Source organism: Desulfosoma profundi, assembly GCF_055387865.1.
In genome coordinates, this window is record NZ_AP042420.1 from 2,513,480 (window position 1) to 2,528,019 (window position 14,540).

Annotated in this window: 15 protein-coding genes and 1 riboswitch; of the genes, 9 read left to right on the forward strand and 6 right to left on the reverse strand. The window is 60.0% G+C overall.

The annotated features are described in order from the left end of the window. Positions 1 to 12: 12 nt before the first annotated feature. The 6 genes from ACZ5K9_RS10830 to ACZ5K9_RS10855 form a co-directional block, all read right to left on the reverse strand. Positions 13 to 1,758, reverse strand: coding sequence for an aldehyde ferredoxin oxidoreductase N-terminal domain-containing protein (locus ACZ5K9_RS10830; RefSeq protein WP_464271352.1), 1,746 nt, complete (start codon positions 1,756 to 1,758; stop codon positions 13 to 15). 140 nt (positions 1,759 to 1,898) lie between these two features. Then, entirely contained in the window at positions 1,899 to 2,339 is a 441-nt protein-coding gene (locus ACZ5K9_RS10835) for a 4Fe-4S dicluster domain-containing protein (protein ID WP_464271353.1), read from the reverse strand. 12 nt (positions 2,340 to 2,351) lie between these two features. After that, positions 2,352 to 2,831 (reverse strand): DUF3106 domain-containing protein, encoded by a 480-nt coding sequence (locus ACZ5K9_RS10840; protein WP_464271354.1) that lies wholly within the window; start codon positions 2,829 to 2,831, stop codon positions 2,352 to 2,354. A gap of 40 nt (positions 2,832 to 2,871) precedes the next feature. Further along, on the reverse strand, positions 2,872 to 3,468 hold the full coding sequence (locus tag ACZ5K9_RS10845) for a hypothetical protein (protein ID WP_464271355.1): 597 nt from the start codon (positions 3,466 to 3,468) through the stop codon (positions 2,872 to 2,874). Next, the gene (locus ACZ5K9_RS10850; protein ID WP_464271356.1) at positions 3,465 to 4,175 is read right to left on the reverse strand and encodes an RNA polymerase sigma factor; all 711 of its coding nucleotides are present in this window, start codon (positions 4,173 to 4,175) and stop codon (positions 3,465 to 3,467) included. Before ACZ5K9_RS10850 ends, ACZ5K9_RS10845 begins: the two co-directional genes overlap by 4 nt. A 57-nt stretch (positions 4,176 to 4,232) precedes the next feature. After that, positions 4,233 to 4,562 carry a hypothetical protein gene (locus tag ACZ5K9_RS10855; RefSeq protein ID WP_464271357.1) on the reverse strand — a complete coding sequence of 110 codons (330 nt, stop codon included), beginning with the start codon at positions 4,560 to 4,562 and terminating at the stop codon, positions 4,233 to 4,235. Positions 4,563 to 4,995: 433 nt separating this feature from the next. Here ACZ5K9_RS10855 and ACZ5K9_RS10860 point away from each other — a divergent pair, with 433 nt between their 5' ends. The 9 genes from ACZ5K9_RS10860 (at position 4,996) to ACZ5K9_RS10900 (ending at position 14,437) form a co-directional block, all read left to right on the forward strand. Continuing rightward, entirely contained in the window at positions 4,996 to 5,958 is a 963-nt protein-coding gene (locus ACZ5K9_RS10860) for a ketopantoate reductase family protein (protein ID WP_464271358.1), read from the forward strand. Then, positions 5,915 to 6,769 (forward strand): 3-methyl-2-oxobutanoate hydroxymethyltransferase, encoded by an 855-nt coding sequence (panB, locus tag ACZ5K9_RS10865; protein ID WP_464271359.1) that lies wholly within the window; start codon positions 5,915 to 5,917, stop codon positions 6,767 to 6,769. The genes ACZ5K9_RS10860 and panB overlap by 44 nt, the downstream gene beginning before the upstream one ends. 38 nt (positions 6,770 to 6,807) lie before the next feature. Then, positions 6,808 to 6,992, forward strand: a riboswitch (cobalamin riboswitch). Between the two features lie 419 nt (positions 6,993 to 7,411). Continuing rightward, positions 7,412 to 9,403 (forward strand): TonB-dependent receptor plug domain-containing protein, encoded by a 1,992-nt coding sequence (locus ACZ5K9_RS10870; protein ID WP_464271360.1) that lies wholly within the window; start codon positions 7,412 to 7,414, stop codon positions 9,401 to 9,403. A 21-nt stretch (positions 9,404 to 9,424) separates the two neighbouring features. Then, positions 9,425 to 10,351, forward strand: coding sequence for an ABC transporter substrate-binding protein (locus ACZ5K9_RS10875; RefSeq protein ID WP_464271361.1), 927 nt, complete (start codon positions 9,425 to 9,427; stop codon positions 10,349 to 10,351). Next, a complete protein-coding gene (locus ACZ5K9_RS10880; RefSeq protein ID WP_464271362.1) occupies positions 10,338 to 11,378 on the forward strand; it encodes a FecCD family ABC transporter permease in 1,041 nt (346 codons plus the stop codon). The genes ACZ5K9_RS10875 and ACZ5K9_RS10880 overlap by 14 nt, the downstream gene beginning before the upstream one ends. Beyond that, positions 11,375 to 12,259: an ABC transporter ATP-binding protein gene (locus ACZ5K9_RS10885; protein WP_464271363.1), complete on the forward strand. Its 885-nt coding sequence runs from the start codon at positions 11,375 to 11,377 to the stop codon at positions 12,257 to 12,259. Before ACZ5K9_RS10880 ends, ACZ5K9_RS10885 begins: the two co-directional genes overlap by 4 nt. 196 nt (positions 12,260 to 12,455) lie before the next feature. Continuing rightward, positions 12,456 to 13,106 carry a MotA/TolQ/ExbB proton channel family protein gene (locus ACZ5K9_RS10890; RefSeq protein WP_464271364.1) on the forward strand — a complete coding sequence of 217 codons (651 nt, stop codon included), beginning with the start codon at positions 12,456 to 12,458 and terminating at the stop codon, positions 13,104 to 13,106. A 6-nt stretch (positions 13,107 to 13,112) separates the two neighbouring features. After that, on the forward strand, positions 13,113 to 13,523 hold the full coding sequence (locus ACZ5K9_RS10895) for an ExbD/TolR family protein (RefSeq protein WP_464271365.1): 411 nt from the start codon (positions 13,113 to 13,115) through the stop codon (positions 13,521 to 13,523). After that, on the forward strand, positions 13,520 to 14,437 hold the full coding sequence (locus tag ACZ5K9_RS10900; protein WP_464271366.1) for an energy transducer TonB: 918 nt from the start codon (positions 13,520 to 13,522) through the stop codon (positions 14,435 to 14,437). Before ACZ5K9_RS10895 ends, ACZ5K9_RS10900 begins: the two co-directional genes overlap by 4 nt. The last annotated feature ends 103 nt before the right edge of the window (positions 14,438 to 14,540 follow it).

Consider the following 14,540-nt stretch of genomic DNA (forward strand, 5'->3'; position numbering starts at 1 on the left):
CCGTCCGCGCGCTTAGGACTCTCGATGTGCGAGGCGGCGGATGGCGCTTCGGTAGGTGTTGGCAAGCGCTTCCATGAACCCCGCGTCGATGGGGCCTTTCCACGTCGTGACTTCGTAAAACCGGCGGGGGAGGCTCACCTGATCGGGGTCGAAGCCCGTGCGAAAGCGCAGCCGCCACCGGATGCTCTGCACTTTTTCCGCCAGGGTTTTCAAATCTTGAGCCGCCTGGGAATAGCCCAGAAGACTCAAGGCTTCCTGAAGGCGATCCTCGGGATAAAGTTTTCGAGCGAAAAGACAGGCCACCATGCAGGTGAGCCCCACCCGACGGCGCTCCTCTTCCAGAAGAAAGGTCAGGGCCTCGCCGACATTTTTTTCTGGGACGCTCTGGTCGTAGCTGTAGCCGGCGCTGTCCAGATGGGAATGCCGGAATCCATAGGTTTGCGAGATGAAAAACACTTCCCCGGTGGCATATCCGGCCATTTCCTGGCCGAGGACGCAGGCGAAGTCCCGGCCTCCATATCGGCGGGCTGCATGTGACGCCCCATAACCCAGGGCGCGGTAAAAATCGTTCGTGCCTCGGGCCAAGTGGGCCAGGGCCTGCTCATAGGACTCAGCGGCGCCAAACCGCAGCGGAGTGAAGGTGTCCTTTTCGTTCACGACGCCGCGTTCCAAGGCTTCCGTGGCCCAGGCGAGGCATACGCCCGCGCTGATGGCGTCCAGTCCGAAGCGTTCCATGGTTTCCAAGAGACGCAGGACCTCTTCCGGATCTGTGATTCCCAGCATGGACCCGGCCGCGAACACGGGTTCATGGTCATAGGACACCTGCCGGTAGATGTATTCGTGTGCTTCACCGAAGCGCTCCCGCAAAAGGCCGATGTGGATGCAGCCCACGGGGCAACCGGCGCAGGCCGTCTGCCTGAGGAGTCGCTCTTGGGCAAACCGCTCCCCGGAGATGGATGGCGCTGCCGGGTCATGCGTGGCTTGAAGATTTCGCCAAGGGAGCGCCCGGAGGGCGTTCAAGGGAAGGATGTTTTCGGGCGTTCCGAGATCGTGGTACTTGCGCATGGCCGGAGATCGGACGGCTTCTTGATAAATCGTTTTAAAAAGCGCGGCGTAGGCTTTGGATTCCGGAACGGGGGCACTCTGATCTCCGGAGACGAGCACGGCTTTCAGGCGTTTTCGTCCCATGGCCGCTCCCCCGCCGAGCCGCCCGAAATGGCGGTAGGTGTCCACATTGATGGAGGCAATGGGCACCAGGTTTTCCCCGGCCGGCCCGATCCGGAGGATACTCCGATGGCCGCCGCCGCCTTTATGAACCTTTCGCACCCATTTGCCCGTGGCAAAGATGTCCATGCCCCACAGGTAGTGGGCGTCCCACAGGCGGATTTCTCGAGGTCCCAAGCTGAGTATCACCGGCCGGGAAGAGACGCCGCGCACCACCAGAGCGTCGTATCCGGAAAAACGCAGGGCCAGAGCGAGCCTGCCGCTGGCGTGACTTTCCGCATACTGGTCGTGATACGGGGATTTGAACCCGAGGACGACCTTGCTCATGAGCGGCAAATAGCCCGTGAGCGGACCGATGGCAAAAATCAAGGGCTGTCGCGGGTCGTCCCACGGGGCGCTTGGGTCGCCGTAGGCTTCAAAGAGCCCAGCGGCAAGGCCGCTTCCACCCAAGTGCTCTGCCGGGCTGCCGAAATCCTTTATTTCCGCCCGGCCCGTGCCCAAATCCACGACAAGGATGCGGAAGGACGCTTTCACGAGCTCTTCTCCTTGAAATCGCTGAAAAACCTCAATCCGCCCGTGGGCTTGGAGGATGATCCCGGGGAGGACACGGTGCGCCGCGCCCCTAGGGGGCGGGGAAATTCTGGCCCTCCCGTCTTATGGGCTGCCCGGTGTCTTCATTCCCCGGCCATTTCATGCGTCGTCGTTTCGGCTTTTCCCACGTCGACCAATTCCAAGCAATCGTGGGGGCAGAAAACTGTACAGCGCCCACAGTGGATGCACACGAAAGGTTCGCGGCTTGCCGGATCCAACCAGACCGCCTCCACAGGACAGGCGTCGGCACACGACCCGCAGCGAATGCACAGGCTCTTTGTGACCTTCACGCCCCCTCCGGGCCTCTGGGAAAAGGCGCCCGTCGGGCACACCGCAACGCACGGTGCGGGGTCGCAGGCGAGGCACAGCTGCGCATCAAAGCCCGTGCTCAATCCGCCGGAACTGCGGATGCGAATCCCCGCATGCTGCCAGGACAGGCACCGGTGAACCAGTCGAGCGCACGCGAGAGCGCAGGAATAGCACCCGATACACCGTTCCATGTGAGAGGGGCGCAAAATTTTCATGGTTGCATCCGTCTATCGATTGAACAGGCGGCGGATGGCCTCCCGTTGTTCCGGAGAAAGTTCTTTCCACCGCTGGAGGTCCGATTCCACACGCCGTCGGTCTTCCGGGGGGATTTGCTGCCACTGTTGCCAGCGCTGCCGATAGAGTTCCTGCTGCTGAGGCGGTAGACTGCGGTATTCTTCCATGCGGCGCCGCATCACGTCCTTTTCTTGGGGCGGCAGAGACTGCCATTCCTGATATTGGGGAGGGAACTTTGGGCGGTTCTTTTCCCGGGAGAACAACTTGAAGACATTGCGCTCTTCCGGATCCTCAGGGCGCTTGGCATAAAGTTTTGGCGCCTGTGTCCCTGGAGTGAAAGCTTCTCGTTGGGCGAAGGGGATGGGAAGAAAGGGGTTAAAGTCTGTGCCCCATGCCGGAGCTGGAAAGATGAGGCCGACCGCCCACAGGCACAAGACGCCCACCCATCCCAGAGCCGTCCTCTGGGGTCTCATTGTGGTGCGGGCAGATCTTGTAGGAGACTCCAAGACATTGCTAGGCATAGCCATCTTTCCCGAGGTCCGAAGAAACCGGCGGCTGTGGCGATTCCAACGTCTCGGCAGGGGCCGTTTCTTCCTCGTTTTGATCGACCACTTGGACCAGTTTTCGGATCGTGTCCAGATCTTTCAAAAAATCGTAATTTTTTAGAACTTCCAGGTCTTGCGCCGGAAGCCCTGCGGTGGCTGCAGGTGCCGTCATCTCGGAGACCGCTGTCGTCGTTTCTTTCGAAACCTGTTTCCATGCCACGCCGCCGGCGGCAAGGCCAAGGCACACAAGAATCCCCACCGCCCAGGCCGGTCGGGGCAGAAAATTGCACCAAAAGGAAATTTTAGTCTTCGAGCGCTCAGCGAGGGCGGCGTTGTTCAAGGCCCATCGAACCCGGGCGTGCAGGTGCCCAGCTTCCCGGGCAGAGATTCGCTCGCGCACCGCGGCCGTTTTCACTTGGCGCATCATTTGCGTCAGTCGTTCACGTTCCGCCCTGCAGCCATCACAGACGGCCACATGCGCCGCCCATTCGGGAAGCTCCTCCGGACTTAATTCGCCGAACACGTCCAAGATGAGGGCTTCTTCGCGATCTTTGCACCCCTTCATGGTGTCCCCCTGATGTTGTCGCCGTAACCGAGGGCTGTCAAGCGGTCCCGGACGGTGCGGGTGGCGCGGAAGAGGTGGGTTTTGACCGTCCCCAGAGCCATCCCCGTCACCTCGGCGATTTCAGCAATGGTCATTTCTTCAAAAACTTTGAGGACGAAGACCATCCGCTGTTTTTCCGACAGGCTTTCCATGGCCTTGCGCACATCCCGATTCAGTTCCTTGGCCGAAAGGGCCTCCAGCGGATCTGTGGGCTCGCCGCCGTCGCCGTCGGCTGGCATATCAAAGGGTCGTTCCTCATCCTCGTCCTTCTCAAAAAAGCGCCAAGGGATAATCAACTGAAGCCGCCGCTTTTTTCTCTTGAGTGCCAGGAGGCTCGCGTTGACGGCAATGCGGCGGATCCAGGCCCCGAAGGAGGATCGGCCTTCAAATTGGCCGATTTTTCGGAAGACCTGAATGAGTGTGTCCTGCGTGACGTCCATGGCCTCATCACGATCGAACCCGCATAACGGATAGGCCACAGCGAACACCGTATGCTGATAGGCGGCAACGAGTTGGTCGATGGCCTGCGGATCCCCGGCCCGGGCTCTGAGGACCAGCTCGAGTTCGTCGCCGCTTTCCCGGTCCGTTCCATTCCCCCTATGCTGGAGCCCCTCGGGTTCTCCCGAAGTGGGCCGGCATGGGTTGGGCACCTCTATGGGACGCGTCACAAAAAGGCCTTCTGTGCGGGGTCCATTATCGGCGTGCACGCCGAGTCCAAACCTATTCTACCAGCGGCCGCCCGTTTGGAAAATCAAGGACCATCCCGGCTCTCCAATGTAACCGCTCACGTATGGGCGTCGCGGAGCCGGGTAATACCCGCATGAAGGGTAGCATGATCCGTAGTAATGGTACACATCCACTCTTCGCGGCGGCGGAGCGCACCGATAACCGGTGTGGGGATAATAGTGATGAACCACCGTTTTCGGGGGCGGGTATGGCGCCGGTGCATAGTGGTAGCTGTGATAGGGTTTCGGTTTATGGGCCTGAGCCGACGGGACGAAAGCCACGGCCATGAGCGCCACTCCAAGGAAGGCCGTTATCAACCCTCTGTTCATAGTCGTTCCTCCCATAAGAAATTCCCCATCAGACATTGCTTTTCACCCTTCTTGATGATTGGCCTTGGTAAAGGGTTTACGGGCCGATTCAAAGACGGTGTTTCTTGTCTGTTGGGGGACACTCGAGCTCTCAGATCTGATGAGCCCTTAGTCAGAAAAGCCGTTGTCCCGGCCCGACATTGAATTGCCGTGAGGTTTGAGGAAAGGAGGGAATCCTGGGATGCGGCGCGCCATGCCCGCTGATCTTGAATCAGACTTGGGGCACCTCGTCCCGGCAGAACCCCGCAAGGGTATCCATGGCACCCTCCCGGGACGGCTTGCCACGGCGACAGATCTATGCCAGTGTAATGCGCAGTGGAGAAGACTCATGGAAAAGTCGGCCCGTTTTCGGGACACCCGGGACGGGCTCCCAGGCGAGAGAAAGGAAATGCCGATGATGCATGTCCTGATTGTGGGGGCCGGGGCCATGGGCTGTCTTTTTGGCGCCCGCTTGACCACAGCGGGGGCCAAAGTCCTTCTTCTGGACGTGGACGTCTCTCAGGTGGAAGCCATCCGAACCTCCGGACTGCACCTCCGAGAACTTGACGGCGGGGAAACGATCTTCCCACTGGATGCCTCCTGGGACCCTGTGCCATGGGACCCGCCCGCGGACCTGGTCTTGGTCATGGTCAAAAGCTATGCCACACCGCAGGCGCTGCAGCTGGTGCATCCTCGATCGGTGGGACCTCGAACCCTCTTTCTAAGCCTTCAGAACGGCATGGGTAACGGAGAGCAGCTTGCCCGACTGGTGGGTCGGAACCGCGTTTTGGTGGGCGTGACTGCCCAAGGGGCGACCAAGCTCGGCCCGGGGGTGATCCGCCACGGCGGCGTTGGGCCGACCTTCTTTGGGAGTTTGTCGGGGACGAGACCGGACGAGGCGTCCGACATTGTGGCACTTTTTACCGCGGCGGGACTGGAAACCGAGTACCGGGAGGATATCCAAGATCTTTTATGGCAGAAACTCTGTGTCAACGTGGGGATCAATGCGGTGACCGCGCTGTGTGGCATTCCCAACGGGGCGGTCGTTTCCATGGAACCCGCAAGGCGCGTTTGCGAGGCAGCAGTGGTGGAAGCGGTGACCGTGGCCCGGGCCGAGGGGATTTCTCTTCCGGAAGACATGGTTGAGCGTGTCTTGGCCGTGGCGAACGCGACGGCATCCAATCGCTCGTCCATGCGCCAGGACGTGGAGGGGCGGAGGCCGACGGAAATCGATGCCATCAACGGCGCCGTGGTGCGTGCCGCCGAGAAGCACGGCCTTTCCGCTCCGGTCAATTGGACCCTGACCCAACTCATCAAAACTAAGGAATGTACTTATGCCCACGGCGGAGACACGGGAGGGACAAACCGTGAAAGCTGAACCCAAAGTCACCGTTCCTGGTATCATGGCGGCCAAGGGCCGACGCAAGCTCACCATGCTCACCGCTTACGATTACTCCTCGGCCCTCTGGGTGGACCGAGCCGGGGTGGACATGATCCTGGTGGGAGACTCCCTGGCCATGGTCATGTTGGGGCATGAGGACACGTTGTCGGTAACCATGGAGGAGATGCTGCACCACACGCGCGCTGTGACTCGTGGAGCCAGACGGGCGTTGGTCGTCGGGGACATGCCTTTTATGTCCTATCAAATGAGCGTCGCGCAGGCGGTGGAAAACGCCGGCCGTTTTCTGAAAGAAGGCCGCGCGCAGGCCGTGAAGCTGGAAGGCGGCGCCTCGGTGCTCAAACAAGTGGAGGCCATCGTGGATGCGGGGATCCCCGTCCAGGGCCACTTGGGCCTGACTCCGCAAAGTATCGCCAAGCTGGGCGGCTTTAAGGTGCAGGGAAAAGACGAGGAGGCGGCCAAAAAACTGGTGGAGGATGCCGTGGCCTTGGCTGAGACGGGATGCTTCAGTCTGGTTTTGGAAGCCATTCCCGCTGTGGTCGCCCAAAGGATCACGGAGGCGGTGCCCATTCCCACCATTGGGATCGGGGCCGGGGCGGCGTGCGATGGACAGGTTCTGGTGCTCCACGATCTCGTGGGGCTGTTCGATCGGTTTACGCCTCGATTTGTCAAACAATACGATCAGTTGGGGAAACGGCTGTTGGATGCCGTGACCCGTTATCGGGAGGAGGTGGAATCGGGGGTTTTCCCCGGCCCGGAACACAGCTTCGGGGTCACTCCGTCCTCGTGACGGTCCGACGACACCCTTGACAGACGCCGACTCTCTTGATAGCAGTTTTTCGTTCAGGCGCCGAGAGGCTTAATAGGGAATCCCGTGAGAGTCGGGAACGGGCCCGCCGCTGTGATCGGGAACGAAAGCTGCTCCACAGCCACTGCCCTCCATCGAGGGTGGGAAGGCGCAGCCGGTAGGATGATCCGAGAGTCAGAAGACCTGCCTGAAACACACGTTCGGTGGAGCCCTCGGGGATCAAGGGCGGCGAACCGAAAAGACCGGTGGATGAAAAAGGGAGATCCCGGGTTCCGTGGGGAACCCGGGTTTTTTTATGCCGGATCATGTGGTCGCCGGCCCCCAAAGGCATACGGGGATTGAAGGATGTTGACGGCGGCTGGGTTCGTCATCAACGGGCGGGTCCGTTTTGGGGCGACGGAACCCACCAGTGTGGATCCCTCTGGGAGACGGATTGGAAGGGGTGGGTGCCGCCTCCCAGTCATGGGCACAGCCGCGCACCCCTCGGATTCCGCTCAGAGGCTTGCGATCGTGGGGAAGGCGCCAGCCACGACAGGCGCTCGGAGACTTGGAAACGGCGACGCAAGAAGACCGCGGTTCGGCGGGGCCGCCGCCCCGCTCCGCATGTCAAGGAGGTAAAAATCCATGCGGCACAGGGGCAGGCACTGGGTGGTGACAGGGGTTGTGGCCTTCGCGTGTTGTGTTTCGGCGGTGCTGGGCCGAGCGACCGAGGCGCCGGTGTGGAAAACAGAGGATGTGGTGGTGACGGCGACGCGGACCATGGTCCCGGTGGAAAACCTCGGGGTGTCGTCAACGGTGATCACGGAAGAGGAGATCAAGGCGCGCCGGGCATCCGACGTGGCAGAGCTCCTTCGGGATGTGGCAGGTTTTCATGTCGTGCGGTTCGGATCCCGCGGCTCGCAGTCGGTGATTTTCCCGCGAGGCGGTGAACCCAACTATACCCTCGTCCTCATCGACGGTGTCCAGGTGAACCTCGGAGGAGGCGACTTTTACTGGGAAAATCTTTCCACTGACAACATTGCGCGCATCGAAATCGTTCGAGGACCCCAAAGCGCCCTTTATGGATCTGACGCCATCGGCGGCGTCATCCAGATTTTCACCAAATCGGGATCCGGCCCCGCATCCGTGGATCTGTCCACGGCCCACGGGGTGCGCTCGGAACGGGGTCGATATGTGGGGGAACAACGGGTGCGTGTGTCCGGCGGCACCGACCGGTTCGGCTATTCCGCAGCCTACGGCCGCATCGACGACGGCGGTATCCTCAAAATAAACAACGACTATTGGAACAACACCTTGAGCACCCGTTTCGATTTCTATCCCAAAGACACATGGGAAGTGTCGCTCACCGGCCGGTTAACGGACGCCTCTTATGAATATCCCACGGAGAGTACCGGCGATAAGTATTCTCCCTTGGATCCCAACCAGACCCAGAAAGAGCAAGACGCCGTGTTGGGGCTTTCCACCCGTGTCCAAAGCAAACCGTGGTGGGAAAACGTCCTCAGCTTGGGCGTGCACCAAAATCGCCGGCGAAATCTGGATCCCTACAACGAAGAAACCGATCTTGCCGATTCTTTCGGCCGATACAACGAAACCCGGACGACCTTGGATTATCATGCCAATCTCCAATGGGCTTTTACGGAAAACGTGGCATCCGTCTTCACTCTGGGCTACGAACGGGATCAGGAACAATACAGGCAAAAGACCGTCTATTTTGACATCTCGTCCCTTGGCGCGGATCGAACCAACGATGCCATCTACCTGCAAGAACAGCTGACCCTTTTCGGACGCCTCCACCTGGTGGGTGGTTTCCGCATGGAAGACAACAGTGCCTTCGGCACGGAAGTCACCCCGCGTGGGGCCGCTGCTTTCGATGTCCGGGAAACCGGAACCACGTTCCGCGTAGCGGCAGCCAAGGGGATCAAGGAGCCCACATTTTATGAAAATTTCGCCGACGATTCCTGGACGCTGGGCAACCCGGACCTGGATCCGGAAAAGTCCACATCCTGGGAAGCTGGGGTGTCGCAACGCCTTGGCCACCGGGCCCGGATTTCGGCGTCCTATTTCCACAGCCGATTCACCGACCTGATTGCCTATGTGCCGAGCCCTTTTCCCCCACCACCGGAAAGAAATCCCAATTTCTTCAATATCCAGGCGGCCAAGGTCCACGGTGTGGAAGTGGAGCTGCAGGGACGCCTCATGGAGAATCTTTCCGCGGGGCTGAGCCTCACATTTTTGGACTCGGAGGTCACTGATGACGGAGGGTTGGATTCGGTGGCTTTTCAAGAAGGGAAACAACTCCTGCGTCGGCCGAAGACGTCCGCCACCGGCTGGTTGGACTGCCGCTGGCAACGATTCCATGGGCGGTTGACCGGCCATTATGTGGGAAGCCGGGACGATGCGGATTACAGGGATTGGACCGCACCGAAACGCACGACCTTGGATGATTATCTCGTCGTCGATGCGTCGGTGGCCTATCAGGTGCCGACCGTGGCCACCATCAAGGACATGGAGATTTTTCTGAAGGGGACGAACATCTTGGATGCCGATTTCGAGCACGTTTTTGGATACTCCACTCCGGGTGCAGCCGTCATGATAGGTGCCGCGTTTCAATTTTAATCGTGGAGCACGACTCGCGTAATGGAAAAGCATTCCTCCCTCTCATGGCATAGTTCCAAAGCATCCCTCTGCCTGGTTGCGATGTGGGCCGTGCTTATCGCGGTTTCCCCAGGCCAAGCGAGGGAAGTGGTGGATCTTGTGGGCCGCACCGTCCGCATGGCGGACGTTCCGCAAAGGGTGGTCACCCTGGCTCCGAGCCTGACGGAAATCGCTTTTGCCCTGGGAGTGGGCGGCCGCGTTGTGGGGGTGAGCCGTTACAGCAATTTTCCCGCTGAGGCGCAGGGCATTCCCCGAGTCGGATCCTATGTGCAGCCGGATGTGGAAAAGATCGTCGCACTGAAGCCCGACCTGTGCTTGGCCGTAAAGGATGGAAACCCCAAGGAGGCGGTGGAAAAATTGGAGCACCTGGGGATTCCCGTCTATGCCGTGAACCCTAGGAGCCTGGATGGTGTCATGGAAACGCTGCTGGCTCTTGGGGACGTGCTGGGAGCCCGACAGGAAGCGGAATCCGTCGTGGCGCGCATGCGGGAGCGGATTCGAGCCGTGGACGAACTTCTTTGGGGGGTGTCCGAAAGACCCGGCGTCTTTTTTCAAATCGGGGTTTTACCCATTGTTTCCGTGGGGACAAACACCCTCGCTCATGAACTCATCGTTCGGGCCGGAGGACGAAATCTTACCGAAGGGTCCGAACCATACCCCCGGTTGAGTGTGGAACAGATCATGGGGCTGCGGCCGGATGTGATCGTGGTCTCCTCCATGGAGCGGGAGCAGGTTTTTGAGCAGGTCCGGGACCAGTGGCGGCGTTGGCCGGGGATCCCTGCAGTGGCCGCCCATCGCGTCCATTTGGTGCCCTCTGATCTCTTCGATCGGCCGGGCCCGCGTTTGGTGGAGGGATTGGAATTGCTGGCAAAGCTCCTTCACCCGGAGCGTTTTCATGACCGACGGTAGTCCGAATCTCGTTCCCGATGTCGTCAGCGGGCCTGTGACCGCGGGTCGAATCTTCGCGGTGGTCCTCCTTTCGGGGGCGGCTTTGGCGGCGTCCATGATTTTCGGCATGGCCGTAGGATCTTCGGGCGCGGATTTCGCCGCACTCTTTCGCTCATTCACGGGAAAAGAAGCCGTGGATGCCACGATGTGGACCATCCTGTGGCAGCTCCGTTGGCCACGAGTATTGACGGCCATGGAGACAGGTGGTGCTTTGGCTCTGGGAGGTGTCGTGTTTCAGGCCCTTTTGCGCAATCCCTTGGCCGAACCGTACATCCTCGGCGTATCAGGTGGAGCGGCGGTAGGGGCCATTCTGGGAATCCTTTTGGGGCTGTCGCCTTTTCCTGGGGTGAGCGCGGCCGCGTTTGGAGCAAGCGCCCTGTCCTTGGCTGTGGTGCTGCTTCTGGCGTCCGGGCGGTCCGGGCTGCGTCGAGACGCCCTGCTGCTTTCCGGGGTAATGGTCAACGCGTTCTGCGGAGCGCTTATCCTTTTTTTCATTTCCACAACCCAGGATGCACGGCTCCACACCATCCTTTTTTGGCTCATGGGGGACTTGTCTCGTGCCGATCCCCCCGCTGCGTGGCGTTTGGGCATCGTGCTCGCCGTGTGCGCCACGTTCCTCTTTTTCATGGCCAGGCCCATGAACCTCCTGCTCATGGGCCGAGAAACCGCGGAAACGCTGGGTGTGCCTGTAAAATGGACTCGGCTGTTTCTTCTCGGGGTGACAACCATCATGGTCAGCGCCGCGGTCTGCGCCACCGGACTCTTGGGCTTCGTTGGGCTGGCGGTTCCGCATGCCCTGCGTCTGGTTTTCGGGCCGGATCATCGGGTGCTCGTCCCAGCGTGTCTTTTGGGCGGCGGCGCATACCTTATCGGATGCGACGCCCTGGCTCGATGGATTCCCAAACATGGGGAAATGCCCGCGGGTGTGGTCACCGCCTTGATCGGAGCGCCTCTGTTTATTGTGCTTCTGCGCCGGGCGATGCGATGAAAACCGTCGTGTCTCTGGAAGACGTGGTTTTTGCCTATGGTCCCATCCGGGCCTTGGATCACGTGTCCGTGGCCGTGGCCGAAGGGGAGTTTTTCATGGTGGCTGGGCCCAACGGTTCGGGAAAAAGCACCCTGCTCAAGATCATGGCCGGATTAGAACAGCCCCGGTCGGGGAGCGTGGAGCTCATGGGGCGTGCGCTCCGGGCGTATCGTCGGAAGGAGCGGTCCCGAATTGTTGCCTATCTCCCCCAGAGTGTGCCCATGGATTTTCCTTTCACGGCATTGGAAGTGGTCCTCATGGGGCGGCACCCCCACCTGCCCTTGCTGCACATGGAAGGACCGACCGATACAACCAAGGCCATGGAGGCCATGACGCGGACTGCCGTTGCCCATCTTTGGGACCGTCCCGTGACCTCGCTGAGCGGCGGGGAAAGGCAGCGCGTTTTTCTTGCCCAAGCGCTGTGCCAAGAGCCCCGGCTGCTTCTTTTGGATGAGCCGACCGCGGCCCTGGATCCGGCCCACCAGGTGCGCCTCATGGATCTGTTGGAAGACTTGCGACGAGAAAAGGGCCTCACGGTGGTCATGGTCTCCCATGACATCAATCTGGCGGCCATGTACGGAGACCGTGTCATGCTCCTCAAAAACGGGCGCGTGGTGTGCCTGGGCACTCCGCAAGACGTCTTCACCTTTCAGACCCTGGAAGAAACCTACGGGTGCGTCGTCCTTGTGGACAAAAGCCCGCTGGGATGTTTTCCCAGAGTGACCTTGGTTCCCGGAAGATATTTGAAAGGCCGCCGGGAATCCAAGAACGAAAAAAACGTGCAAAAGGGATTACATGCCGGTGAGCGCCGAGTCGTGAGCAGGGAGGATGAAAAGCGATGATCGAAAGGAAAAGGCATCGATTGACAGAGTGGGCCGTTTCAGGTAAAAGACACCCCGCAATGGCGCCCGAAGGTGCCGCTAAAGTTCCTGCTGGAAGAAAAAGGCCACGAAGGTCGTCGCTCTGAATGACGGCGAGGTGTCGTGGCCTTTTGTATTTTGTCGTTGTGCGGTCGGCTTTCTGCCGAGTGCGAGGAACATGAGCGGCACAGAGCCGCCGGGGAGGTTCGTGGTTGTGGTGGCGTTTCTCGCTAAAGGTGGAATCCTGGTTGTTCCCATAATGTTGTGCTCGGTCCTGGCTTTGGCCATTTTCTTGGAACGCACGGTGCGTTTTGCGGTGCTTCGACGGCGCGGCCGTCATGTGGCGGATCGCGTGTCGGCTCTGGTGCGTGAAGGAAAAATGCAGGAAGCTTTAGAAGCGGCCCGCCGCAGCCGTTCGCCCATGGGGCGGGTATTGGCGCAAGGGCTGGAGGTGATCGAGGCGGATCGCGAGACGCTGGAAACCGTTCTGGTGCACGGTGTGGAAGAAGAGGTGCGAGAGCTTTCCCGGTACTTGCAAGCGCTTGCCACCATCGGCAATATCGCACCGCTTTTGGGCCTTTTAGGCACGGTTCTGGGGATGATCAAGGCGTTCATGGCCATCCAAGAACTGGGCGGGAAGGTGGATGCGTCGATTTTGGCCGGCGGGATCTGGGAGGCCATGCTGACCACCGCCTTGGGTTTGTGCGTCGCCTTGCCGGTCATGGTGGCTCACAGCTACCTGACAAGCCAGGTGGACCGCTATGAGGCGCGGCTTCAGGACGGCGTCGTGCGGTTTTTCAAAAGCAAATCCATGACGTGCGGAGGCTGACAGGATATGATCGTTCACCGCCGCAAAAGACCCGCCTACGGGGTGCAAACACCGCTGACTTCATTGATTGATATCGTTTTTTTGCTTCTGATTTATTTTCTACTCACCACCAACTTCCTGACCGAGGAAGGCATTCGTGTGCAGCTGCCCCAGGCCCTCTCCACCGTGTCCCAGGAAGACAAGGAGTTGATCATCACGCTGAGTCCCGAAGGGGACGTGTATATCGGAGCGAAAGCCGTTCCTTTGGATGAGCTTCTGGTGAGGGTGAAGCAGCGCCTGGAAGCGGACCCGGAAACCGCGGTGGTGCTCAAGGCGGACAGAAGTCTGATTCTCAATCGCGTGGTGCAGGTGATGGATATCATCAAGGCGGCCGGAGCCGCTCGACTACGTCTTGCGACAGAAAGGCCGTCACCATGAAAATCTCTTCTGCGATCCGACGACATGCCCATTTCGACGAGGGTCCCCTTTCGGAAACCAAAGGACCGGAGCCCACTTTCAGGCTTCTGGAAGGCTCCGACATTGCGGTATGCCGCCCGTGTGCTCGGATCCTCGAAAAGGATTTGAGGGGTTATGAAGTCTCGAATTCTCGAGGGAATCGAGTTTTTGCGCTTTTTCTTCTGCTTTCCGGCCTCATCCATGGAATGCTTTTGGCCGGCAATCCGCATTGGTTCCAGAGAGAGCCTCTTCAAGTGATCGACCTGGATCTCCTGCCTTCAGCGGAGCCCACAGCGGCACAGGTTAAACCTTCGGCGCCGGCACCTTCTCTGGCCATGCCCGATGTCCAGCCTCAGCCTCGGGAAAGGCCCAAGCCGGCGGAATCCTTACCCGAACCGAAGCCCGAACCCAAACCGCTGCAGCGCGTCGAGACGGCTAAAAAAGTGAAGAAGCCTGAGCCGAAACCAGCAAGCTCCAACGCAGTTCATGAGGCGAAACAGACGGCTGAGCCAAATGTCCCGGACGCGGCTCCGTCAACGGCCTCCGAGACGGCGGCGCTTGGTCGGCCTCAAGGACCACCGGCTTATACGAGCGGGGAAACAGAGGATGTGCTTAAGCTTTTCTTGGCGCAGGTCCGCCAGCGCGTGGACCGCTTCAAGAACTACCCTTACGCCGCCAGGCGTCGGCAGGAAGAGGGACGTGTCACGCTGCGGTTTGTGATTCGTCCGGATGGGACCCTTGAGGGTTTGGAGGTCGTCAAAAGTTCAAGCTCAAAGCTTTTGGATGAGGCGGCTGTCAAAGCGGTGAGAGACGCTGCACCTTTTCCCGGTTTTCCTCGGGAAGTGGTGAACAGGCCGTTGGCAGTGGAAATCGGGCTGGTGTTTCAATTGACATAAAGCATGGGTCCCGGACACTTGGGTTCGTCCCGGTCCAGGGAGAGGGGCGTCCAGGCTGTGGTCGGAAGGGGCATAGTCCGTCCGAGGGCACGTTCACCCGGGC

Excerpts from the sequence above, each read along its gene's own strand:
- ACZ5K9_RS10870 (WP_464271360.1), top strand. The coding sequence starts at position 7,412 with ATGCGGCACAGGGGCAGGCACTGGGTGGTGACAGGGGTTGTGGCCTTC.
- ACZ5K9_RS10885 (WP_464271363.1), top strand. The coding sequence starts at position 11,375 with ATGAAAACCGTCGTGTCTCTGGAAGACGTGGTTTTTGCCTATGGTCCC.
- ACZ5K9_RS10890 (WP_464271364.1), top strand. The coding sequence starts at position 12,456 with ATGAGCGGCACAGAGCCGCCGGGGAGGTTCGTGGTTGTGGTGGCGTTT.
- ACZ5K9_RS10880 (WP_464271362.1), top strand. The coding sequence starts at position 10,338 with ATGACCGACGGTAGTCCGAATCTCGTTCCCGATGTCGTCAGCGGGCCT.
- ACZ5K9_RS10900 (WP_464271366.1), top strand. The coding sequence starts at position 13,520 with ATGAAAATCTCTTCTGCGATCCGACGACATGCCCATTTCGACGAGGGT.
- ACZ5K9_RS10845 (WP_464271355.1), bottom strand. The coding sequence starts at position 3,468 with ATGAAGGGGTGCAAAGATCGCGAAGAAGCCCTCATCTTGGACGTGTTC.
- ACZ5K9_RS10895 (WP_464271365.1), top strand. The coding sequence starts at position 13,113 with ATGATCGTTCACCGCCGCAAAAGACCCGCCTACGGGGTGCAAACACCG.
- ACZ5K9_RS10855 (WP_464271357.1), bottom strand. The coding sequence starts at position 4,562 with ATGAACAGAGGGTTGATAACGGCCTTCCTTGGAGTGGCGCTCATGGCC.
- ACZ5K9_RS10860 (WP_464271358.1), top strand. The coding sequence starts at position 4,996 with ATGATGCATGTCCTGATTGTGGGGGCCGGGGCCATGGGCTGTCTTTTT.
- ACZ5K9_RS10875 (WP_464271361.1), top strand. The coding sequence starts at position 9,425 with ATGGAAAAGCATTCCTCCCTCTCATGGCATAGTTCCAAAGCATCCCTC.
- ACZ5K9_RS10840 (WP_464271354.1), bottom strand. The coding sequence starts at position 2,831 with ATGAGACCCCAGAGGACGGCTCTGGGATGGGTGGGCGTCTTGTGCCTG.
- panB (WP_464271359.1), top strand. The coding sequence starts at position 5,915 with ATGCCCACGGCGGAGACACGGGAGGGACAAACCGTGAAAGCTGAACCC.
- ACZ5K9_RS10835 (WP_464271353.1), bottom strand. The coding sequence starts at position 2,339 with ATGAAAATTTTGCGCCCCTCTCACATGGAACGGTGTATCGGGTGCTAT.